The sequence below is a fragment of the Acidimicrobiales bacterium genome (genome assembly GCA_035630295.1).
GTDB lineage: Bacteria > Actinomycetota > Acidimicrobiia > Acidimicrobiales > Iamiaceae > Iamia.
In genome coordinates this window covers 1-22363 of sequence record DASQKY010000045.1, presented here as the reverse complement: position 1 = coordinate 22363, position 22363 = coordinate 1, and the positions used below count along the sequence as shown (strand labels likewise).

Below are 22363 nucleotides of genomic sequence, written 5' to 3'. Positions count from 1 at the left end.
GGCGCCGTCCTCACGTCGGACGGGCGGATCGAGGCCGACCTGGTGATCCTCGGCATCGGCGTGCGGCATCCCGTTCGTCGTCGGCGGCCTCGTCTCCGGTGGCGTCGACCGGCTCGTCGCCCGCACGCCCGAGGAGCACCGCCAGCGGGGCGTCGACGTCCGCATCCACCACGAGGCCCTGTCGATCGACGTCGACGCCCGAGAGGTCGAGTTCCTCGACGAGCACGCCGGCACGGTCGACCGCATCGCCTACGACGAGCTGCTGATCGCCACCGGCGGCGAGCCCGTCCGCCCGGACCTGCCGGGCATCGGGCTGCCGTTCGTCCACGGCGTGCAGTCGCTGGACGACGCCCAGTCACTGCTGTCCCTCGCCAACGAGGGGTGCCGGCGCATCGTCGTCGTCGGCGGCGGTTACATCGGCCTGGAGATGGCCGAGGCGTACATCGAGCGGGGCTGCACGGCCACGATCATCGAGCGGTCGGCCCAGCCCATGGGCCTCCTCGACGCCGACCTCGGCGCGCGCGTCGCCGACGCCATGCGCGCCCACGGGATCGACGTCCGCTGCGGCGTGGACGTCGACGGGTTCGAGCGTGGCGCCGTCCTCACGTCGGACGGGCGGATCGAGGCCGACCTGGTGATCCTCGGCATCGGCGTGCGGCCCCGTTCCGACCTGGCCGCCGCCGCCGGGATCGAGCTCGGGCCCGAGGACGCCATCCTGGTCGACGAGCGCCAACACACGTCGGCCCCCGGCATCTGGTCGGCCGGCGACTGCGCCACGGTGACGAACCTGATCACGGGCGAGCCGATGCACATCGCGTTGGGCACGTACGCCAACAAGCACGGGCGGATCGCCGGCATCAACATCGGCGGCGGCAACGTCGTGTCCCGACCCGTGCTCGGCACCGCGGTGACCAAGCTGTGCGCGCTGGAGATCGGGCTGACCGGCCTCAGCCTCGACGCCGCCACCGGCGCCGGCTTCGACGCCGTGGCCACCACCGTCGAGACGACGACGCTCGCCGGGTACCTCCCACCGGCGGCCGGGATGACGATCCGGATGGTGGCCGAGCGGGGTACGGGGCGCGTGCTCGGCGCCCAGATCATCGGCGGTCCGGGATCGGCCAAGCGCATCGACACGGTCGCCACGGCGATCACCGCCGGGATGACCGTCGTCGACGTCACCGAGCTCGACCTGGCGTATGCCCCCCCGTTCTCGTCCGTCTGGGACCCGGTGGCCGTCGTCGCCCGCGAAGCCAGCAAGTCGGTGTGACGGTTCGGTCCGGTCGTACGGCGGGTACCCGGGCGCGATGAGCACACCGACGGGGACGTACGTGCAGGAGGGCAACGGCTTCGAGCGGGACTCGACGTACATCACCGACCGCATCACCGCGGACGGCCACGGCGACTGGCCCGTCGAGCCGGGCCGTTACCGGCTCGTCGTCGCCCGGGCCTGCCCCTGGGCCAACCGGGCGATCATCGTCCGTCGCCTGCTCGGTCTGGAGCCGGTGCTGTCGATGGGCGTGTGCGGTCCGACCCATGACGCGCGCAGCTGGACGTTCGACCTCGATCCCGGTGGTCGTGATCCGGTGCTCGGCTACGAGCGCCTGCAGGAGGCCTACCTCGCCCGCTTCCCGGCGTACGAGCGGGGCATCACCGTGCCGGCGATCGTGGAGATCCGCAGCGGCCAGGTCGTCACCAACGACTTCGCCCAGATGACCATCGACCTGTCGGTCGAGTGGCGGGCCCACCATCGCGACGGCGCGCCGGACCTCTACCCCGTGAAGCGGCGCGGCGAGATCGACCAGATCAACGACGTGGTCTACGGCGACGTCAACAACGGCGTCTACCGGTGCGGGTTCGCCGGCTCGCAGGCCGCCTACGACGACTCCTACCGCACCCTGTTCGCCCGCCTGGACTGGCTCTCGGACCGGCTGGCCGGCCAGCGCTACCTGATGGGCGAGAGCATCACCGAGGCCGACGTGCGCCTGTTCACCACCCTGGCCCGGTTCGACGCCGTCTACCACGGCCACTTCAAGTGCAACCGGGAGAAGCTGGCCGAGATGCCGGTGCTGTGGGCCTATGCCCGCGACCTGTTCCAGACCCCGGGCTTCGGCGACACCATCGACGTCGACCACATCAAGCGGCACTACTACTGCGTCCACACCGACATCAACCCCACGGGCATCGTCCCGGCCGGGCCCGACCTGTCGGGCTGGCTCACTGCCCACGGCCGGGAGGAGCTGGGCGGTCGCCCCTTCGGCGACGGCACCCCGCCCGGCCCCGTGGCTCCCGGCGAGGAGGTCCCGGAGGATCACCGGGTGGGCTGAGCTCAGCCCGGATCGTCACCCGAGGAGGGCCCAGGCCAGGAGGGCGGCGCACACCAGCAGGGCGGCCACCACCAGGGCGATGTCGGCGGGGTCCTTGCGGGTCTGGCGGTGCGGGTTGAAGCCCATGGGCGTCAGTATCGTGCCGCCCATGCCGGACCCGCGCCCCGAAGCGATCATCGTCGAGCAGGAGGGTGGGGTGGTCACCGTCACCCTCGACCGCCCGGAGCGCAAGAACGCCATCAACGACCGGATGCTGGCCGAGCTGCTCGACCTGTTCGGCCGGCTGCCGGACGACCCCACCGCCCGGGTGGTGGTGATCACCGGGGCCGGGGGCGCCTTCTGCTCGGGCTGGGACCTGGGCGACAAGGGCGAGGTGGACGACGCCAACAGCGCCTCCCGCATGCGGCGCCTCCACCGCCTGCCCACCGCCCTCCACGAGCTGCCCCAGCCCACCATCGCCCGCATCGGCGGGGTGGCGGCCGGGGCCGGGCTCAACCTGGCCCTGGGCTGCGACCTGACCCTGGCCTCCTCCGAGGCCCGCTTCTCCCAGATCTTCGCCCGCCGGGGCCTGGCCACCGACTACGGCGGGGCGTGGCTGCTGCCCCGCCTCATCGGCCTGCACCGGGCCAAGGAGATGGCCTTCTTCGGTGAGGTGCTGGACGCGGCCGAGGCCGAGCGCCTGGGCCTGGTCAACCGGGTGGTCCCACCCGGCGAGCTGGACGCGCTGGTGGCCGACTGGGCCGGGAGGCTGGCCGCCGGCCCGCCCATCGCCCTGGCCCAGATCAAGCGGATGATGGACCGGGCCTTCGAGACCTCGTTCGCGGCCCAGCTCGACGCCGAGAGCACGGCCCAGGCCCTCCTGTTCACCACGGCCGACACGGCCGAGGCCATGGGCGCCTTCTTCGAGAAGCGGGCCCCGGACTTCCAGGGCCGCTGATCGCCCGGGGGTCGCTGTCGCGGCCCCTGGGTACGGTGCGGCCCTCGCTCGTCGGCCGGCGTCCCGGCCCTCCGCCTGCTCCGCCCGCGGCCTCCCGCCGCGCCGACCGCACCGGAGGGCCCCCGTTGCTCGCCACCGTCCCGTCCGCCACCATCCTGGGGGTCGAGGGCCGCCCCGTCACCGTCGAGGTCCACGTCGGCCAGGGCCTGCCCAGCTTCACCGTCGTCGGCCTGCCCGACGCGTCGTGTCGCGAGGCCCGCGACCGGGCCCGGGCCGCGGTGCTGTGCTCGGGGCTGACGTGGCCCACCCGCAAGGTGACGGTCAACCTGGCCCCGTCGTCGGAGCGCAAGATCGGCAGCGGCCTCGACCTGGCCATCGCCGTGGCCGTGCTGGCCGCCACCGACCAGGTGCCCGCCGAGGCGGTGGCCGACCTGGCCTGCATCGGCGAGCTGGGCCTGGACGGGGCGGTGCGGCCGGTGGCCGGCACAGTGGCCCTGGTCGATGCCGTCCCCGGCTCCACCGTGGTCGTGGCCGCACCCTCCGCGGCCGAGGCCCGCCTGGTGGGGCGGCACCGGGTGCGGGCCGTGGCCCACCTGTCGGAGCTGGTGCTGGCCCTGCGGGGCGAGGAGCCGTGGCCCGATCCCCCCGCGCCGGCCCCGCCACCGCCCGAGCCCCCGCCTCCCGACCTGGCCGACGTGCGGGGCCAGCCGGCGGCCCGCCAGGCCCTGGAGATCGCCGCCGCCGGGGCGCACCACCTCCTGCTGGTGGGCTCGCCGGGGGCGGGCAAGACCATGCTGGCCCGCCGCCTGCCCGGGCTGCTCCCGCCCCTGGCCCCGTCCGAGGCCCTGGCCGTCACCCGCATCCACTCGGCCGCCGGGGTGCCGGTGCCGGGCGGGGGGGTGGTGGTGCGGCCCCCGTTCCGCGCCCCCCACCACTCCTCGACCACCGTCTCGCTGGTGGGCGGGGGGACGGCCGCCCTCCGGCCCGGCGAGCTCTCCCTGGCCACCGGGGGCGTGCTGTTCCTCGACGAGCTGGGCGAGTTCGGGCCCTCGGTGGTCGACGCCCTGCGCCAGCCCCTGGAGGAGGGCGTGGTCCGGGTGGCCCGGGCCCGGGCTGCGGTCACCCTGCCGGCCCGGTTCCTCCTGGTGGCGGCGACCAACCCCTGCCCCTGCGGCGAGGCCACCGAGGCGGGGGCGTGCCGCTGCTCCGACGCGGCTCGGGCCCGCTACCGCCGGCGCCTGAGCGGCCCGGTGCTGGACCGCTTCGACCTGCGGGTCGAGGTGCACCGGCCCGAGCCCGCGGCCCTGCTGGCCACGGCCGGGGGCCAGCCCTCGGCGGTGGTGGCCGAGCGGGTGGCGGCGGCCCGGCGGGTGGCGGCCGGCCGGGGGGTGCGGGCCAACGCCGAGATCCCGGCCGACCGGCTCGACCAGGCCGCGCCCCTGGCCGGCGGGGCGACCCGCATGTTGGAGGCGGCCCTGAGGCAGGGCCGGCTCACGGCCCGGGGCCTGGCCCGGGTGCGCCGCGTGGCCCGCACCATCGCCGACCTCGACGGCGCGCCGCCCGACTCGGCCCTGGGCGCCGAGCCGGTGGCCCTGGCCATGACGTTGCGCGCCGACGTCTCCAGCGCCCTGGAGGCGGTGGCGTGACCGCCGGCGGAGCCGGCGCCGGGGCCGGTCCCCGGGCCGTGGGTGGGGCCCTGCCCGACCGGGCCTGGTGGGTGGCCCTGGCCGGCCTGCCCGGGATGGGCCCGGCCCGGCTGCGGGCCCTGCGGGAGGCGCTGGCCCCGGAGGAGGCGTGGCGCGTGGTGGCCTCCGGTCGGGCCCACCTGGTGCCGGCGGTGGCGGCCGCCTCCGGGGGCCGGGCCGGCGAGGTGGCGGCCCGGTGGGCCCGGGCTGCGGCCGACCTCGACGTGGGGGAGCGGTGGCGGGCCCACGCCCACCTAGGGGTCAGCCTCCTGGGCGAGCCCGGCCACCCGGCCCGGGTGGCGGATGACCCCGAGCCACCCGTGGTGCTGTTCTCCGACGGCGACCGTGGCGCCCTGGCCGGGCCGACGGTGGCCGTGGTGGGCACCCGCCGCTGCACCCGGGCCGGGGCCGAGCTGGCCGTCGAGCTGGGCCTGGCCTGCGCCCGGGCCGGCGTGCGGGTCGTCTCCGGCCTGGCCGTGGGCATCGACGCCGCCGCCCACCGGGGGGCGCTGGCCGCCGGAGAGGGGGCGGCGCCCCCGGTGGCCGTGGTCGGCACCGGGCTCGACGTGGTCTACCCGGCCCGGAGCCGGTCCCTGTGGGAGGCGGTGGCCGCCTCCGGGGTGGTGCTCAGCGAGCACCCGCTGGGCACGGGGCCGGCCCGGTGGCGGTTCCCGGCCCGCAACCGGCTGGTGGCCGCCCTGGCCGACGCCGTGGTGGTGGTCGAGTCGCCCCGCACCGGGGGCTCGATGTACACGGTGGACGAGGCCCTCCGCCGCGACCGGCCGGTCCTGGCCGTGCCCGGGCCGGTGCGCTCGGCGGCCTCGTCCGGCACCAACTGGTTGCTGTCCCAGGGGGCGGCGGTGGCCACCGGGCCCGAGGACGTGCTGGCCGCCCTCGGCGTCGCCCCCGAGCCCACGGCCGGCGGCCCCGTGCTCGATCCCCGGCCGCCCCCCACCGGCGACGGGCGCCGGGTTCTCCGGGCCCTGGGCTGGGCACCGGCCGGGCTCGACACGCTGGCCCGGCGCACCGGCCTGGGCCTGGGCCCGCTGGCCGTGGCCCTCGACCGCCTGGAGTCCGACGGTTGGGTGCACCGTGACGCCGGCCAGATCGAGCGGAGGGGCCGGCCGTGACCGTCCCGCACCCCCGCTCCGGCCACAGGCCCGGCCCCGTGGCCGTGCTGGCCGGCGTCGTCCTGTCCGTCCTGTCGTGCCTGTCCCTCCGGTCCTGCTCGGGCGCCCTGGTCGCCGCCGACCGGGCCGCCCTGGCCGTCCTGGCCCGGCTGGTGGCCGCCGGGGCCCGGGGCCCCGGGGTCGCCGGGCGCGGCCCCGCACGCCGGTACCGTGGGCCCGGTGGCCTGGGAGATCGACGCCTTCGTGCGCTCCCTCACCGCGGTGGGCGACGCCACCCGCGACGCCTACCGGTCCGACCTGCGCCGCTTCACCACCTGGGCCGGTCGCCTCGACCTCGACGGGCCGGCGCCGGTCGATCGCCGGGTCCTGCGCCGCTACCTGGCCTACCTCTCCTCGTGCGGGCTCTCGGCCCGCACCATGGCCCGCCACGCCAGCTCGCTGCGGCGCTACTTCGGCTGGGCCGCCCGCACCGGCCGGGTGCCGGCCGATCCCAGCGCGGAGCTGAGCGCCCCCCGGGGCGAGGCCCGGCTGCCCGAGGTCCTGCGCCACGACCAGCTGGCCCACCTGCTCGACCGCCCGGGGGAGGAGGCCGACCGCCGGGAGGTGGCCTTCCGCCGACGCGACGACGCCGTGCTCGAGCTCCTCTACGGCAGCGGCCTCCGGGTGTCGGAGCTGTGCGGCATCGAGGTCGGGGCCCTCGACCTGGACCGGGGCCGGCTGGCGGTGTGGGGCAAGGGGGCCAAGGAGCGGGTGGTGCCGGTGAGCGAGCCGGCGGTGGCCGCGGTGCGGGCCTGGGCGGAGGTGCGCCCGGAGGTGGTCGGCGTGGGTGGCCCCCCCGTCCTGTTCACCAACCGGCGGGGCCGGCCCCTGACCCCCCGCGACGTGCGCCGAATCCTGGACCGGCGGGCCCCGGCGCCCACCCACCCCCACGCCCTGCGGCACAGCTTCGCCACCCACCTGCTCGACGGCGGGGCCGACCTGCGGGTGGTGCAGGAGCTGCTGGGCCACGAGGACCTGGCCACCACGCAGATCTACACCCACGTCAGCCGGGAGCGGCTGCGCCGGGTCCACACCGAGACCCACCCCCGGGCCTGAGGGCCCCCGCCCCCGGTCGGTGGCGGCCGGTCGGGGTGCTGCGCCTGGCCGTGGCCTCCGTCGTCCTGGTCGCCCCCGCCGCCCCGGGGGGCGACGACCGCGTGGCCTACGCGCCGCCGGTGCGGGCGCCGGTGGTCGACCCGTTCCGGCCCCCGCCCCGACCGTGGCTGCCGGGCAACCGGGGCATCGAGTACGCCACCGGGCCGGGCACCGAGGTGCGGGCCGCCGGGCGGGGCACGGTCACCTTCGCCGGGCCGGTGGCCGGGAGCCGGCACGTCACCGCGGCCCACCCCGACGGGGTGCGCACCTCGTACTCGTACCTGGCCGTGGTCCGGGTGGCCGTCGGCCAGGCCGTCTCCCGGGGCACCGTGGTCGGCGTGGCCGGGGCCCGGCTCCACGTCGGGGCCCGTCGGGGCCACCACTACATCGACCCCGCCTCGCTGTGGTCGGCCGGACCGCCCCGGGTCCAGCTCGTCCCGCTGGACGGGGCCGGGCCCGGTCGGGTGGGCGCCGGGGCAGTGGCGGCGGCCCGGTCCCCGCTGGCGGTCGCCGGGGCGGCGGCGGCGGCTCGGGCCCCACTGGCGGTCGTCGGGGCCGGGCTGCCTAGACTCGCCCGTCGGCCTGGTCACTTCGTCCCGGCCCGCTCACCACCTCACAGCTCGGTCCGCCAACGGTCGCCCTCGGGCGTCAGGGCCGGGTGACGTCCAACCGTTGGGAAAGGAGATCGACGTGGACCAGCCCGTCGTGACCATGAAGCAGCTCATCGAGGCCGGTGTCCACTTCGGGCACCAGACCCGGCGCTGGAACCCGAAGATGCAGCGGTTCATCCACGGAGACCGCGGCGGCATCTACATCATCGACCTCAAGCAGACGCTCCAGCGCCTGGAGGCCGCCTACACCTACATCCGCGACATGACCGCGGACGGCGGCACCGTGCTCTTCGTGGGCACCAAGAAGCAGGCCCAGGACCCGGTCCAGAGCTACGCCGAGAAGTGCGGCATGCCGTACGTCAACCAGCGCTGGCTGGGCGGCATGCTCACCAACTTCGAGACCATCTCCAAGCGGGTCGGCAAGATGAAGGAGTACCGCCGCATGCGGGACTCCGGCGAGTTCGACGCCATGCCCAAGAAGGAGGCCCTCCTCCTCAGCCGCGAGCTGACCAAGCTGGAGCGCAACCTGGGCGGCATCCACCAGATGGAGAAGCTGCCCGACGCCGTCTTCGTGCTCGACACCAAGAAGGAGCACATCGCCGTCACCGAGGCCAACAAGCTCGGCCTCCCGCTGGTGGCCGTGGTCGACACCAACTGCGATCCCGACGTCATCCAGTACGTCATCCCCGGCAACGACGACGCCATCCGCTCCGGCACCCTGATGTGCCGCATCATCGCCGACGCCGTCGAGGAGGGTCGCCTGATGGCCTCCCGCCGTGGTGGTGGCCCGGCCCCGGTCGTGCGCTCGGTCGACGAGGAGCAGCGCGTGGCCGCCGAGCAGGCCGAGGCCCGCCGCCAAGCCGCGGCCCAGGCCGCCGAGCGCGAGGCCCGCCTGGCCTCCAGCGCCCCGGCCGAGACGCCCGAGGCCACCGACGGCCCCGGCACCCCGCCCGACACCAGCGCCACCGAGGCCGCGGCCGAGGCTGCGGCCACGCCCGAGGTGGTCCCCGCCACCGAGGTCCCGGACACCCCCGAGGCCACCGACGCGCCGGGCACCCCGCCCGACACCAGCGCCATCGAGGCGGCCGCCGAGGCCGCCGCCCCGTCCGGAGAGGCGGCCGAGGTCCCCTCTGGCGACGCTGCCGCCCCGGCCAACGGCCTCGACCCCGCCGAGGCCCAGCCGACGCCGGAGCAGCCGTAGCCATGGCCGAGTTCACCGCCAAGGACGTCCAGGCCCTGCGCCAGTCCACCGGCGCCGGGATGATGGACGCCAAGAAGGCGCTCACCGAGAACGGGGGCGACGCCGAGGCCGCGGCCAAGTGGCTGCGGGAGAAGGGCCTGGCCAAGGCGGCCGGCCGGTCCGACCGCGACAACAGCCAGGGCACCGTGGCCGTGGCCCAGGACGGCAACGTGGCCGCCATCGTCGAGCTCAAGTGCGAGACCGACTTCGTGGCCAAGTCCGACCAGTTCACCGACCTGGTGCAGGACATCGCCACCCTGGTGGTGGCGGGCGGCGAGGAGGCGGCGGCCCAGAAGACCGAGGCCATCGACGACCTCAAGATCGTGCTCAAGGAGAACATCGAGCTGGGCCAGGTCGTCCGGGTCGAGGCCCCCGAGGGCCACGTGATCGACTCCTACGTCCACCGCCAGGACGGCCGGGGCGTCAACGGCGTCATCGTCGAGCTGGACGGGGGCACCCCCGAGGTGGCCCACGACGTGGCCGTCCACATCGCCTTCACCAAGCCCACCGCGGTGCGCCGCCAGGAGGTGGCGGAGGCCGAGGTGGCCGAGGAGCGGGCCACCCTCGAGTCCATCACCCGGGCCGAGGGCAAGCCCGAGGCCGCCCTGGGCAAGATCGTCGAGGGCCGCCTCACCGGCTGGTTCAAGGACCGGGTCCTGTTGGAGCAGAGCTTCGTCAAGGACGAGAAGGTCACCGTGAAGGCGCTGCTGGGCGGGGCCGACGTGGTCCGCTTCGCCCAGGTCGTCGTCGGCTCCTGAGCCCGGGACCCACCGCCGTGGCCGACCCTCGCTGGTCCCGTGTCGTGCTCAAGCTCTCCGGCGAGGCCTTCGCCGGCGACCAGGGCTACGGCATCGACGGGTCCGTGGTCCGGATGCTGGCCGAGGAGATCGTCGGCGTGCGGACCCGCGGCGTGGACGTGGCCGTGGTCGTCGGGGGGGGCAACATCTGGCGGGGCATGACCGGCGCCGGGGCGGGCATGGACCGGGCCCAGGCCGACCAGATGGGCATGCTGGCCACCGTCATCAACGCCCTCGGCCTCCAGGACGTGCTGGAGCAGCTGGGCCAACCCACCCGGGTGCAGTCCGCGGTGCACATGGCCCAGATCGCCGAGCCCTACATCCGCCGTCGGGCCATCCGGCACCTGGAGAAGGGCCGGGTGGTGATCCTGGCCGGCGGGCTGGGCAGCCCCTTCTTCACCACCGACACCCCGGCCGCCCTGCGGGCGGCCGAGATCGAGGCCCAGGCGGTGCTCAAGGGCACCCACTCCGGCGTCGACGGCGTGTACACGGCCGATCCCAAGCTCGACCCCGGGGCCACCAAGCTCCGGGAGGTCAGCTACATGGACGTGCTGAACCAGGGCCTCAACGTCATGGACCCCACCTCCATCACCTTCTGCATGGACAACGACCTGCCCATCGTCGTCTTCGACGTGACCCGCCCCGGGAACCTGCGGCGTGTCCTCGACGGTGACGAGGGAGTCGGTACGCTGGTCCGGTGAGCGAGGAGGAGATCGTCGCCCTGGTCCTCGACGAGGCCCGCGAGAAGATGGCCAAGGCCGTCACCCACGCCCGCCACGAGTTCGCCACCATCCGCACCGGCCGGGCGGCCCCCGCCCTGATCGAGAAGCTGGTGGTGGACTACTACGGCTCCGAGGTGCCCCTGCAGCAGATGGCCAACATCTCGGTGCCGGAGGCCCGCATGCTGGTCGTCTCGCCCTACGACAAGGGTTCCGTGCCGGCGGTCGAGAAGGCCATCCGCCACTCGGACCTGGGCCTCAACCCGAGCACCGACGGCACCGTCATCCGCCTCACCTTCCCGCCCCTCACCGGCGACCGGCGCAAGGAGCTGGTGCGGATGGTGAAGCAGATGGCCGAGGACAACCGGGTGTCGGTGCGCAACGTGCGCCGCACCGCCCGGTCCGAGCTGGAGAGCATGACCAAGGACGGCGAGCTGTCCGAGGACGACCTGGCCCGGGCCGAGAAGGACATCGACGGCCTGACCCGCGCCACCGAGGCGCAGATCGACGAGGCCCTGGCCCAGAAAGAGACCGAGCTGCTGGAGGACTGAGGGACGGCCGGCCCGCCCGGCAGCGTCCCGTCCGGTGGCACGACAGAAGGAGACCGATGGCCGACGACCGCAGGCGCGAGGATGCCCGACCCGGGGATCCGGCCGAGGGGGTTCGCATCATCGGTCCGGAGGAGGCCGCCGAGGCGATCGAGCGGGGTGACGTGGCCGCCCGCCGGGGCAGCGACCTGCCCCGCTACGGCGACCGCCCGGCCCGGCCGCCGGCCGGCTCGCCCAAGCCGGCCCTGCGCTTCCCCCTCGACGCCAGCGCCGATCCGGCCGAGGCCGCCTCGGTGCGGCCGGCCAAGGGCGTCCGCTTCGACCCCCGGCCCACGCCGGCCTGGGACGACGCCCCGGTCGAGGAGCAGCCGGCTGACGACCCGTGGCCGGCCGAGACCACCTGGGGCGAGAGCGGCGACTGGGGCGACGCCGACCACGAGGACGTGGCCGCCTGGACCCGGGGCGAGACGGGGGCCACGCCGGCCGTCGAGGCGGCGGCCGGCCCGGCCGAGCCCGGCTCCGAGCCCGAGGGGGCGCTGGCCTGGGCCGACGACTTCGTGGGCGAGGACGATCCCTGGGACGGCAGCTGGGACGAGCCCACCGGTGCCGTGCGCTGGGCCGACGAGGCCCCGGCGGCGACGACCGGCGACGAGGGCCCGGCCCCGGCCCCCCCGGCCGCCGGTCCCCCGGCTGCCGGCGGCGACGACGCCGACGAGGGGGCGACCGCCTTCGGGCCCGACGACGAGCCCCCCGCCGAGCCCCGGAAGAGCCGGCGGTTCTTCGGCCGGCGGGGGAGCGAGCCCGAGCCGGCCGCCCCCCTCGCCCCCGCCCCCTGGGCCGCGAGCGACGACGCCCCGGCCGAGGGCGAGCCCGACCCGTTGGTGACGGCCTGGGCCGCCCCCGACGACGAGGGTGCTGACCCCGTCGACCCCGTCGACCCCGTCGACCCCGATCCTGCGGGCCTCGACGACGACGCCGCCCCCGTGGACCTCGACCCGGCGGACCCCGTCGATCCCGTCGATCCCGGCGAGGCCGAGGGGACCGACGTGGTCGCGGCCGGCGACGAGCCGGCCGGTGCCGGAGCCGACGACCGCCCCGACGGCGACGACGACGACACCAGGTCCCCCCTGTTCGCCCCTGACGGCGGCTGGGCCGAGGAGCCGGGCACCGTGTTCGACTTCGCCGACGAGCCGTCGGGCCAGGTCGAGCTGCCCCACTGGACCGAGCCCGGCACCGGCGAGCTGCCCCGGGTCCTGGCCGGGGAGGGGCCCGATGCCGGACCGGCCACCGGGTCGAGCCCGGTGTGGCGGGGCCACGACGGCCGGTGGGGCTCCGAGGGCTTCGACGACCTGACCGAGGGGGATGACGTCCGGGTCGGCGCCCTCGACGACGAGCGGCCCCACCACGACGACGTCTACGACTTCGACGAGCTGGCCGAGGACGAGCCCGCCCCGGTCCCGGCCGGTCGCGACGAGCATCGCCTGCCGCCGGCCCGGCCCGCCCCGGAGCCGGTGGGCGCCGGTGGGCCCGGTGGCTCCGGGCGCAACATCGCCGTGGCCGTGGCCGTGGGCCTCGGCGCCGCCCTGGTGGCCCTGGTGCTGCTCAGCCTGGGCGGGGCGGTGGCCACGCTGCTGGTCACCGTGATCCTCGTCCTCTGCGTGGTCGAGTACCAGAAGGCGGTGCTGCGGGCCGGCTACCGGCCCGCGGTGCTGCTGGGCATCGTGGCCACCGCGGCCTACCCGCTGGCCGTCTACTGGAAGGGCGTCGACGCCTACCCGCTGCTGGCCTTCGTGACCGTGGTCGCGGCCCTGGGCTGGCACCTGGTCGGCGCCGACGGCGACGCCCGAGTGGTGGAGAGCGTGGGGGTCACCCTGGCCGGCGTGGCCTGGATCGGCGGCCTGGGGTCGTTCGCGGCCCTGCTCCTGGCCCAGCCGGACGGCACCGGCATGCTGATCGCGGCCGTCATCGCCGCCGTGGGCTACGACGTGGGCGGACTGGCCATCGGCCGCACCATGGGCTCCAAGCCGCTGTCGGACGCCAGCCCCAACAAGACCGTCGAGGGCCTGGTGGGCGGCGTGCTGCTGTCGCTGTTCGCCATGCTCCTGGTCGGGCTGTTCGGCCTGGCCCCCTTCGACGACCCGGTAGACGCCCTGTCCGTGGGCCTCCTGGCCGCCCTGGCCGCCCCGCTCGGCGACCTGTGCCAGTCCCTGGTCAAGCGCGACCTGGGCGTGAAGGACATGGGCTCGCTCCTGCCCGAGCACGGGGGCGCCCTCGATCGCTTCGACGGCCTGCTGTTCGTGCTGCCCGCCGTGTACTTCGGCGCCGTGCTGTTCGGCATCGGCGCCCTCGGCTGAGCGGGCCCGTCCCCATGGCCGCCGACGGCGGGACCGTGACGGTGGCCGTCGCCGGCTCGACCGGGTCGATCGGCACCCAGACCCTCGACGTGGTGGCGGCCGAACCCGACCGCTACCGGGTGGTGGCCCTGGGGGCCGGGGGCGGCCGCCTCGACCTGCTGGTCGACCAGGCCCGGCGCACCGGGGCCCGGGTGGTGGCGGTGGCCGAGGAGGCCCGGGCCCCGGAGGTGGCGGCCGCCCTGCCCGGGGTGGACGTCAGGGCCGGCACCGACGGGCTGGCCAGCCTGGGGGCCGAGGCCGACGTGTGCGTCAACGGCGTGGTCGGGTTCGCCGGGCTGCACGTCACCCTGTCCACCCTGGCGGCTGGCCGGCGCCTGGCCCTGGCCAACAAGGAGTCGCTCATCGCCGGCGGCCCGGTGGTGCGCCAGGTCCGCCACACCCCCGGGGCCGAGCTGGTGCCCGTCGACAGCGAGCACTGCGCGGTGCACATGTGCCTGCGCAGCGGCGAGGCCGACGGCCCCGACCGGGTGGCCCGGGTGGTGCTGACGGCCAGCGGGGGCCCGTTCCGGGGTCGGACCCGGGCCGAGCTGGCCGACGTCACCGTGGACGATGCCTTGGCCCACCCCACGTGGTCGATGGGCCCCAAGATCACCGTCGACTCGTCCACCCTGATGAACAAGGGCCTGGAGGTCATCGAGGCCCACGAGCTCTTCGACGTGGCCTACGACCACATCGAGGTGGTGGTCCACCCCCAGTCGATCGTGCACTCCATGGTGGAGTTCACCGACGGGGCCACCGTGGCCCAGCTCTCCCTGCCCGACATGCGCCTGCCCATCGGCTACGCCCTGGCCTTCCCCGACCGGCTGGCCGCCCCCTTCGGCCGCATCGACTGGACCGAGCTGCGGCGCCTGGACTTCGAGGAGCCCGACACCGAGGCGTTCCCGTGCCTGGGCCTGGCCTACGCCGCCGGCCGGGCCGGCGGGGGGGCGCCGGCCTGGCTCAACGCCGCCAACGAGGTGGCGGTCCAGGCCTTCCTGGACGGCGCCATCCGGTGGGTCGACATCCCCGAGGTCCTCGATGACGCGCTTTCCCGGCATGATGGGGGGCGTCCCGACAGCGCCGAGGACGTGATCGAGGTCGATCGGCGGGCCCGCGAGGTGGCCCGCCGGCTGGTCTCGGAGCGGGCCTAGGGCGACAGCCAGGAGCCACGGTGTCCATCGACCAGCATCCCCCCACCCCCGTCGAGGCCCCCCCGGAGGGCCCGGCCTCGGAGGGCTCGGCCCCGGACGACCCGGGCCCCGCCCCGTCCATGACCGCCGGCCAGTGGGCCCGGCTCGGCGTGGTGCTCGGCCTCCTGGTCCTGCTGACCGCCACCACCGGGGCCTGGGGCCTGGTCATGGTGCTGGGCATCGTGGTGATGATCACCCTCCACGAGCTGGGCCACTTCGTGATGGCCAAGCGGGCCGGCATGAAGGTCACCGAGTTCTTCCTGGGCTTCGGCCCCCGGGTGTGGTCGATCCAGCGGGGCGAGACCGAGTACGGGCTCAAGCTGGTCCCGGCCGGGGCCTACGTGAAGATCGTGGGCATGCACAACATCGAGGAGGTCGACCCCGCCGATGAGGCCCTGACCTACCGCCAGAAGCCGTTCTGGGCCCGCATCGGCGTGGCCGTGGCCGGCTCCACGGTGCACTTCCTGCTGGCCCTGGGCCTGATCTTCATCCTCCTGGCCGGCGTGGGCCTGCCCGCCGGCACCCTGACCCCCGACGAGGACCAGTGGCGGGTGGAGGGCGTGGAGCAGGGCACCCCGGCCTTCGCCGCCGGCCTGCGCGACGGCGACGACGTGGTGGCCCTCGACGGCCGGCCCACCCCCACCTTCGAGTCGCTCCGGGAGGTGGTGTACGACCGGCCCGGCGACGAGGTGGCCCTCACCGTCGAGCGCGACGGCCGCACCTTCGAGACCACGGCCACCCTGGCCCCCCACGAGGCCGACCCCGCGGTGGGCTTCCTGGGCGTGGGCCAGACCGTGCCCGAGGAGCGCCTGGGCGTGCTGGCCGCGGTGCCGGCCACGTTCCGGGAGTTCGGCAACATCACCAGGGAGTCGACGGTCGGCCTGGCCCGGGTGTTCTCCCCGTCCCGCCTGTCCGACTTCGGCAGCCAGGTGGCCAACGCCCGGGACGAGCCGGCGGCGGTCGACGAGCCCGACCGGCCAGTGCGGCCGTCGGCGGCGTCGTCGGCCGACGAGCCCGAGAGCTCCGAGGAGAACCGCCTGCTGTCCCTGCTGGGCGTGTTCCGCCTCGGGGTGGGCCTGGGCGACACCGGTGGCGTGGCCGGGGTCCTCCTGCTCTTCGCCCTCATGAACGTGTTCATCGGGCTGTTCAACCTGCTGCCCATGCTGCCCTTCGACGGGGGCCACGTGGCCATCGCCGTCTACGAGCGGTTCCAGGAGCGGCGCCGGCACCTGTCCCAGCGCTACTTCGCCGACGTGGGCCGGTTGCTACCCATGACCTACGCGGTGGTGGGGGCCCTGGCCCTGCTGTTCGCCTCCACCCTGTACCTCGACATCGCCAGCCCCTTGACGGTGAACTGATGGAGGTCCGCAGCACCGCGGACCGCCGCCCCACCCGGTCCGTCACCCTGGCCCACCCCAGTAGCCCGGTGACCGTGGGCGCCGGCGCCCCGGTGTCGGTCCAGTCGATGACCACCACCAAGACGGCCGACGTCGACGGCACCCTCCAGCAGATCTACGCCCTGGCCGCGGCCGGGGCCGACATCGTGCGCTGCACCTGCAACGACGCCGAGGCCGCCGCCGGCCTGGCCCGCATCGTGCCCCGCTCGCCGGTCCCGCTGGTGGCCGACATCCACCACAACCACCGCATGGGCCTGGCCGCCCTGGAGGCGGGGGTGGCCTGCCTCCGCCTCAACCCCGGCAACATCCGCCGGCCCGAGCACATCAAGGCGGTGGCGTCGGAGGCCCGCGACCGGGGGGTGCCCATCCGCATCGGGGTGAACGGCGGCTCGCTCGACCCGGCGCTGTACGAGAAGCACGGCGGCACCGTCACCCCCGAGGCCATGGTCGAGTCGGCCAAGATCGAGATGGCGCACTTCGAGGACGTCGACTTCCACGACGTCAAGATCTCGGTCAAGGCCTCCAGCGTGCCGCTCATGATCGACGCCTACCGCCTGCTCTCGGAGGAGACCGACGCCCCCCTGCACCTGGGCGTCACCGAGGCCGGCCCGCTGCCCGGGGGGCTGGTGAAGTCCACCGCCGGCATCGGGGCCCTGCTGGCCGAGGGCATCGGCGACACCATCCGCTACTCGCTCACCGCCGACCCCGTCGAGGAGGCCCGGGCCGGGCGCCTGCTGCTGGAGATCCTGGGCCTGCGGGAGCGCACCAACGTGGACCTCATCGCCTGCCCCAGCTGCGGGCGGGCCGAGATCGACGTCATCGACGTGGCCCGGCGGGCCCAGGACGCCTTCGCCGACAAGGAGATCCCCCTGCAGGTGGCGGTCATGGGCTGCGTGGTCAACGGCCCCGGGGAGGCCCGGGACGCCGACATCGGCATCGCCGCCGGCAACAAGCGGGGCCACCTGTTCGTCAAGGGCCGCAACGTGGCCGTGGTGCCCGAGGCCGACATGGTGGAGGCCCTGGTCGACTGGGCCGAGTTCATCACCGAGCACGGGGTGGAGGCCGCCCTGGAGCGGGCCGACACCACGGTGGCGACCCGCGAGGCCGAGCGGGACCGGGCCCGCCTGCTGCGGGAGCAGGGCGACGACGTCAACGCCAGCGAGCAGCGGGTCGAGCTCATCAAGAAGCACATCGACGGCTGACGGCGGGATCCGGGGCGGCGAGATCGCCGTCGGGTGCTGTGACTCTCGTGGCGCCGGGGGGCGGACAACTATCGTCGGGCCCGTGCACCCCCGTCCCACCTCCGGCCCCCATGCGTGACAGCACCGGGGGGGTCCAGTCCGTCCTGGTCCTGGGCGGGGCGTCCGACATCGCCCGGGCCACGGTCCACCTCCTGGTCGGCGACCGGTGCCGGCGGGTGGTGCTGGCCGGGCGCCCCTCGCCCCGCCTGGACGAGGCGGCCGAGGACATCGCCGCCACCGGGGCCGAGGTCGAGGTGGTGACCTTCGACGCCGCCGCCCCCGACACCCACGAGAAGGCCATCGGGGCCGTGTTCGACGGCGGCGACGTCGACGTCGTGCTGCTGGCCTTCGGGGTCCTGGGCGACCAGGACACCTTCGACCGGGACCCCGGCGCCGCCGTCCAGGCCGCGGGCGTGAACTACACCGGGGCGGTGTCGGCCGGGCTGGTGGTGGCCGACCGCCTGCGGGCCCAGGGCCACGGCACCCTGGTGGCGCTGTCCTCGGTGGCCGGGGTGCGGGGCCGGAGCGACAACTACGTCTACGGCTCGACCAAGGCCGGCGTGGACGCCTTCGCCCAGGGGCTGGGCGACTCCCTGCACGGCTCGGGGGCCCGGGTGATGGTGGTGCGGCCCGGCTTCGTGACCACCCGCATGACCGAGGGCATGGACCCCGCCCCCTTCTCCACCACCCCCGAGGCGGTGGCCGCCGACATCGTGGCCGGCCTGCGCAAGGGGCGGGAGACGGTGTGGTCGCCCGCCGTCCTGCGGGCCGTCTTCGGGGTGCTGCGCCTGCTGCCCCGCCCGGTGTGGCGACGGCTGGCGGCGCGGTGACCCGAGGCGGGGTGGCGGGCCCCGCCGTCCCGGTCCGCCACCGCAGCCTCCCGGTCGCCCTCCTGGTGGCCTGCCGGCCCAAGCAGTGGGTCAAGAACCTGCTGGTGGTGGCGGCCCCCGGAGCGGCCGGGGTGCTGGGCTCGGCCGACGACGCCCTGGCCACCGCGGCCGCCTTCGTGGCCTTCTGCCTGGCCGCCAGCGCCACCTACCTGCTCAACGACGTCGGCGACGTGGAGGCCGACCGGCGCCACGCCACCAAGCGTCACCGCCCCATCGCCGCCGGCCAGCTGCCGGCGCCGGTGGCCCTGGCCGCCGCCGGGATCTTGGCCGTGGCCGGCGTGGGGGTGGGGCTGGCCGTCCGGTGGCCCCTGGCCCTGGTGGTGGTGGCCTATGTGGCCCTGACCACGTCGTACTCCAAGGTGTTCAAGCACCTGGTGGTGGTGGACGTCGTGGCCCTGGCCTCGGGCTTCGTCCTGCGGGCGGTGGCCGGCGCGGTGGCCGCCGATGTGCCCATCTCCGACTGGTTCTTCATCGTCACCTCGTTCGGGTCGCTCCTGATGGCGGTGGGCAAGCGCAACGCCGAGGTGGTGAGCCTGGGCGACGACGCCGGCTCCCACCGCAAGGTGCTGGACGGCTACACCCCCGGCTTCCTGGCCCACCTGCGGTCGGTCAGCTCGGGCGTGGTCCTGGTGGCCTACTGCCTGTGGGCCTTCGAGCGGGCCGAGCTGACCGACATGACCGTGCCGTGGTACCAGATGTCGATCGTGCCCTTCACCGCCGCCATCCTGCGCTACGCCCAGCTCCTCGACGCCGGGGAGGGGGGCGCCCCCGAGGAGCTGGTGCTGCGCGACCGCATGCTGCTGGTGGCCGGGGGCGTGTGGGCCCTGCTCTTCGGGGTCGGGGTGCTGGCCGCGTGACCGGCCTGGACCAGGGGGAGGCCGCGCCGGTCCCGGCCGGCACCGGGCGCCGGGAGCTGACCGGCTGGGGCCGCACCGCCCCCACCGCCGCCGCCGTGGCCCGCCCCGTGACCCGGGAGGAGGCGACCACCGCGGTCGCCCACCCCCCGGCCCGGGGCGTGGTGGCCCGGGGCCTGGGCCGCAGCTACGGCGACGCCGCCCAGAACGCCGGCGGCGTGGTGCTGGACGCCACCTACCTGGGCGACGTGCTGGCCTTCGACGAGCGCAGCGGCCTCCTCCGGGTGTCCGCCGGGGCCAGCCTCGACACCCTGATGCGGGCCTTCGTGCCCCGGGGCTGGTTCGTGCCCGTCACGCCGGGCACGCGCCACGTCACCGTGGGCGGGGCCATCGCCTCGGACATCCACGGCAAGAACCACCACCGGGCCGGGTCGTGGTGCCGGCACGTCACCGAGATCACCCTGGCCACCCCGGCGCAGGGCACGGTCACGGTCACCCCCGACGCCGACCCCGACCTGTTCTGGGCCACCGCTGGGGGCATGGGGCTGACCGGCGTCATCCTCGACGCCACCGTGCAGCTCACGCCCATCGGCACCAGCCGGGCCCTGGTCGACACCGACCGCGTCGACGACCTGGACGCCTGCATGGCCCTCCTGGCCGACGGCGACGACGACTACGAGTACACCGTGGCCTGGGTCGACCTGCTCCCGGCCCGGGGCCGGGTGGGCCGCTCGGTCGTCACCCGGGGCCGCTTCGCCCGGGTCGACGAGCTGCCGTCCCGGCTGCGGCGGGACCCCCTGGCCTTCGACCCCCAGGCCCTGGTGGCCGTCCCCCCGGCCCTGCCGCCGGGGATCATGAACCGGTGGCGCATCCAGGCCCTGAACGAGGCGTGGTTCCGCCGGGCCCCCCGCCGCCGGGTGGGCGAGGTGCAGACCGTCAGCCGCTTCTTCCACCCCCTCGACGGCGCCGAGGACTGGAACCGGGTCTTCGGGCCCCGGGGCGTGGTGCAGTGGCAGGTGGCCCTGCCCTTCGCGGCCGAGGGCACGCTGCGCTGGGTGGCCGAGCAGTTCCACGCCAGCCGGGTGCCGTCGGTGATCGGCGTGCTCAAGCGGTTCGGTCCCGGGACCCCGGGCCCCCTGTCCTTCCCCATCGCCGGGTGGACCCTGGCCGTCGACATCCCGGCCGGCATCGAGGGCCTCGGCGCCTTCCTGGAGCGGCTCGACCAGCGGGTGGCGGCCGACGGGGGCCGCCTCTACCTGGCCAAGGACTCCCGCATGCGGCCCGAGCTGCTGCCGGTCATGTACCCCCGGCTGGAGGAGTGGCGGGCGGTGCGCCGCCGGGTCGACCCGGCCGGCGCCCTCCAGAGCGACCTGGGTCGCCGCCTCGGCCTCTGCTGAGGGGTCGCCGCCAGCCGGGGCGGGCTCAGCGCCAGCGGACGGCGTAGAGGACCGACACGGCCACGGCCAGGGCGGTGACGGCGATCGACACCGGCTTGATCCAGGGCCGCTGGGCCGTGACCTGGTCGAGGCGGGCCTTCCGCTTGGCGTAGGCCAGCAGCCGCTCGGCCCAGCTCACCTCGGTGGCCAGGATGCCCAGGCCGGCGACGACCACCACGATGCCGGGCCCCGGCAGGACCAGCATGCCCAGGCCGCCGAGGGTGACGATGGAGCCGGCCACGATGATGGCCACCCGGGCCACGACGTTGCGGCGGGTCTGGTCGTCGGTCCGCTCCCGGTCGCCGGTCTGGCGCTCGGCGTCGTAGGCCGCCTCCCGGTAGCGGGCTCGGCGGGCGTCGCGGAGGGCGCGGTCGTCGGCGGAGGGGAGGGTGGGGTCGGGGGCGGCCACCGCCCGAGTGTGGCCGACCGGCACCGCCGCTGCCGGGCATCACCCGGACGGGCGCACCCGGCGCCGGAAGGTGGCGCTCATGCGGGGCCCGGCCCGGGCCACCTTGGGGACGCAGTGCTGCCAGGTCCGCTGGCAGGTGCCCCCCATGACCAGCAGGTCGCCGGAGAACATCTCGACGCTGCGGCTGCGCCCCCCTCCGGCCGGGCGGAGCAGGAAGCGGCGGGGCGAGCCCAGGGACAGCACGGCCACGGTGGTGACGGCCCGGGTGCGCTCGTAGCGGTCGCCGTGCCAGGCCACCGAGTCGCGCCCGGTCCGGTACAGGTTGAGGCCGATGGCGTCGAAGCCCCGGTGGTAGCGCGTGTCGAGGGGGGCGACCAGGCCGCGCAGGGCCTCGGGGGCCCGGGCCAGGCGCTCGGCCGGGGGGCCGTCCTCGTCACCCCACCAGGCGTGGAGGCGGGGCTCGGTGACCATGCGCCCGTACATGGGGACCTGGCGCTGCTGCCAGGACACCGAGCGCAGCAGCGAGGTGAACAGCGTGTCGGCCCCCGACAGCCACCCCGGCACCAGGTCGACCCACGCCCCCCGGCCCAGCTCGACCCGCCGGGCCGAGGAGAAGTCGACCTCCGGGCCCAGCGGCCCGTCGGCCAGGAGCGACGGTTGGAACGGCAGGCCGGGGGCGTCCACGGGGCCCAGCCTACTGCGCCCCAGCGAACACGTGTACCCCTGATCGGCTCTGTCCGACGGCCCCCGGGGGTCCCGGCGGCGCCACCCGGGCAGGGGCGGGCGGGACCGGGCCCTACCATCGGCGGCCATGGCAAAGGCCCCCGTCCTCACCCCCCAGGCCGACGACTTCCCCCGCTGGTACCAGGACGTGGTCGCGAAGGCCGAGCTGGCCGACAACGGCCCGGCCCGGGGCACGATGGTCATCCGGCCTTACGGGTACGGGCTGTGGGAGCGCATGCAGGCCGAGGAGGACGTCCGCATCAAGGCGGCCGGCGCCGACAACTGCTACTTCCCGCTGTTCATCCCGGAGAGCTACCTCACCCGGGAGGCGGAGCACGTGGAGGGCTTCAGCCCCGAGCTGGCCGTCGTCACCCACGCTGGGGGCAAGGAGCTCGAGGAGCCCCTCGTCGTGCGGCCCACCAGCGAGACCGTGATCGGCGAGTACATGGGCAAGTGGATCCAGAGCTACCGCGATCTGCCGCTGCTCCTCAACCTCTGGAACAACGTCACCCGCTACGAGCTCCGGCCCCGTCTGTTCCTGCGCACCACGGAGTTCCTCTGGCAGGAGGGCCACACCGCCCACGCCACGGCGGCGGACTCGAACGGCTACGCCGAGCGGATCCTGCACGACGTGTACGCCGACTTCATGGTCAATGTCCTGGCCATCCCCGTGCTGCCCGGCCGCAAGACCGCGGCAGAGCGGTT

General features: G+C 75.5%; 20 protein-coding genes and 1 pseudogene. 19 read left to right on the top strand and 2 right to left on the bottom strand.

Going from position 1 to position 22363, the window contains the following annotated elements; translation table 11 throughout:
• Positions 1-67 precede the first annotated feature (67 nt).
• From VEW93_13390 to VEW93_13305, 18 genes and pseudogenes are all read left to right on the top strand, one after another.
• A complete protein-coding gene (locus VEW93_13390) occupies positions 68-1267 on the top strand; it encodes an FAD-dependent oxidoreductase (protein HYI62786.1) in 1200 nt (399 codons plus the stop codon).
• Between the two features lie 37 nt (positions 1268-1304).
• On the top strand, positions 1305-2324 hold the full coding sequence (locus VEW93_13385; protein ID HYI62785.1) for a glutathione S-transferase C-terminal domain-containing protein: 1020 nt from the start codon (positions 1305-1307) through the stop codon (positions 2322-2324).
• Between the two features lie 148 nt (positions 2325-2472).
• A complete protein-coding gene (locus tag VEW93_13380; GenBank protein HYI62784.1) occupies positions 2473-3261 on the top strand; it encodes an enoyl-CoA hydratase in 789 nt (262 codons plus the stop codon).
• Positions 3262-3386: 125 nt separating this feature from the next.
• Positions 3387-4907 (top strand): YifB family Mg chelatase-like AAA ATPase, encoded by a 1521-nt coding sequence (locus tag VEW93_13375; GenBank protein HYI62783.1) that lies wholly within the window; start codon positions 3387-3389, stop codon positions 4905-4907.
• Positions 4904-6076, top strand: coding sequence for a DNA-processing protein DprA (locus VEW93_13370; GenBank protein HYI62782.1), 1173 nt, complete (start codon positions 4904-4906; stop codon positions 6074-6076). The genes VEW93_13375 and VEW93_13370 overlap by 4 nt, the downstream gene beginning before the upstream one ends.
• 276 nt (positions 6077-6352) lie before the next feature.
• Positions 6353-7171, top strand: a pseudogene (locus VEW93_13365) (tyrosine recombinase XerC).
• A 35-nt stretch (positions 7172-7206) separates the two neighbouring features.
• Positions 7207-7872, top strand: a complete 666-nt coding sequence (locus VEW93_13360; protein ID HYI62781.1) for a M23 family metallopeptidase — start codon at positions 7207-7209, stop codon at positions 7870-7872.
• Between the two features lie 28 nt (positions 7873-7900).
• Positions 7901-9022 carry a 30S ribosomal protein S2 gene (gene rpsB / locus VEW93_13355; protein HYI62780.1) on the top strand — a complete coding sequence of 374 codons (1122 nt, stop codon included), beginning with the start codon at positions 7901-7903 and terminating at the stop codon, positions 9020-9022.
• 2 nt (positions 9023-9024) lie between these two features.
• Complete coding sequence (tsf, locus tag VEW93_13350; GenBank protein HYI62779.1) at positions 9025-9819, top strand: translation elongation factor Ts; 795 nt, start codon at positions 9025-9027, stop codon at positions 9817-9819.
• Between the two features lie 44 nt (positions 9820-9863).
• Positions 9864-10559, top strand: a complete 696-nt coding sequence (pyrH, locus tag VEW93_13345; protein ID HYI62778.1) for a UMP kinase — start codon at positions 9864-9866, stop codon at positions 10557-10559.
• Entirely contained in the window at positions 10556-11128 is a 573-nt protein-coding gene (gene frr / locus VEW93_13340) for a ribosome recycling factor (GenBank protein ID HYI62777.1), read from the top strand. The genes pyrH and frr overlap by 4 nt, the downstream gene beginning before the upstream one ends.
• Positions 11129-11184: 56 nt before the next feature.
• Positions 11185-13479: a phosphatidate cytidylyltransferase gene (locus tag VEW93_13335; GenBank protein ID HYI62776.1), complete on the top strand. Its 2295-nt coding sequence runs from the start codon at positions 11185-11187 to the stop codon at positions 13477-13479.
• A gap of 14 nt (positions 13480-13493) precedes the next feature.
• Positions 13494-14669 carry a 1-deoxy-D-xylulose-5-phosphate reductoisomerase gene (gene dxr / locus VEW93_13330; protein ID HYI62775.1) on the top strand — a complete coding sequence of 392 codons (1176 nt, stop codon included), beginning with the start codon at positions 13494-13496 and terminating at the stop codon, positions 14667-14669.
• 20 nt (positions 14670-14689) lie between these two features.
• Positions 14690-16066, top strand: coding sequence for a M50 family metallopeptidase (locus VEW93_13325; GenBank protein ID HYI62774.1), 1377 nt, complete (start codon positions 14690-14692; stop codon positions 16064-16066).
• Positions 16066-17307 (top strand): flavodoxin-dependent (E)-4-hydroxy-3-methylbut-2-enyl-diphosphate synthase, encoded by a 1242-nt coding sequence (gene ispG / locus VEW93_13320; GenBank protein HYI62773.1) that lies wholly within the window; start codon positions 16066-16068, stop codon positions 17305-17307. The genes VEW93_13325 and ispG overlap by 1 nt, the downstream gene beginning before the upstream one ends.
• Positions 17308-17417: 110 nt before the next feature.
• Complete coding sequence (locus VEW93_13315) at positions 17418-18176, top strand: decaprenylphospho-beta-D-erythro-pentofuranosid-2-ulose 2-reductase (protein ID HYI62772.1); 759 nt, start codon at positions 17418-17420, stop codon at positions 18174-18176.
• Positions 18177-18187: 11 nt separating this feature from the next.
• Positions 18188-19093 carry a decaprenyl-phosphate phosphoribosyltransferase gene (locus VEW93_13310; protein ID HYI62771.1) on the top strand — a complete coding sequence of 302 codons (906 nt, stop codon included), beginning with the start codon at positions 18188-18190 and terminating at the stop codon, positions 19091-19093.
• Positions 19090-20487: an FAD-binding oxidoreductase gene (locus VEW93_13305; protein ID HYI62770.1), complete on the top strand. Its 1398-nt coding sequence runs from the start codon at positions 19090-19092 to the stop codon at positions 20485-20487. Before VEW93_13310 ends, VEW93_13305 begins: the two co-directional genes overlap by 4 nt.
• 25 nt (positions 20488-20512) lie before the next feature.
• Here the strand turns inward: VEW93_13305 and VEW93_13300 are convergent, their stop codons facing one another.
• Both VEW93_13300 and VEW93_13295 read right to left on the bottom strand, forming a co-directional pair.
• A complete protein-coding gene (locus VEW93_13300) occupies positions 20513-20935 on the bottom strand; it encodes a PGPGW domain-containing protein (GenBank protein ID HYI62769.1) in 423 nt (140 codons plus the stop codon).
• Positions 20936-20974: 39 nt separating this feature from the next.
• Positions 20975-21619, bottom strand: coding sequence for an alpha-ketoglutarate-dependent dioxygenase AlkB (locus tag VEW93_13295; protein ID HYI62768.1), 645 nt, complete (start codon positions 21617-21619; stop codon positions 20975-20977).
• A gap of 127 nt (positions 21620-21746) precedes the next feature.
• Here VEW93_13295 and VEW93_13290 point away from each other — a divergent pair.
• Positions 21747-22363, top strand: a 617-nt coding sequence (locus VEW93_13290) for a proline--tRNA ligase (protein ID HYI62767.1), incomplete at its 3' end; no start/stop codon positions are given.

Coding starts and splice junctions, on each gene's coding strand:
- VEW93_13315 (HYI62772.1), top strand. CDS start 17,418: ATGCGTGACAGCACCGGGGGGGTCCAGTCCGTCCTGGTCCTGGGCGGG.
- VEW93_13380 (HYI62784.1), top strand. CDS start 2,473: ATGCCGGACCCGCGCCCCGAAGCGATCATCGTCGAGCAGGAGGGTGGG.
- ispG (HYI62773.1), top strand. CDS start 16,066: ATGGAGGTCCGCAGCACCGCGGACCGCCGCCCCACCCGGTCCGTCACC.
- VEW93_13335 (HYI62776.1), top strand. CDS start 11,185: ATGGCCGACGACCGCAGGCGCGAGGATGCCCGACCCGGGGATCCGGCC.
- tsf (HYI62779.1), top strand. CDS start 9,025: ATGGCCGAGTTCACCGCCAAGGACGTCCAGGCCCTGCGCCAGTCCACC.
- VEW93_13385 (HYI62785.1), top strand. CDS start 1,305: ATGAGCACACCGACGGGGACGTACGTGCAGGAGGGCAACGGCTTCGAG.
- dxr (HYI62775.1), top strand. CDS start 13,494: ATGGCCGCCGACGGCGGGACCGTGACGGTGGCCGTCGCCGGCTCGACC.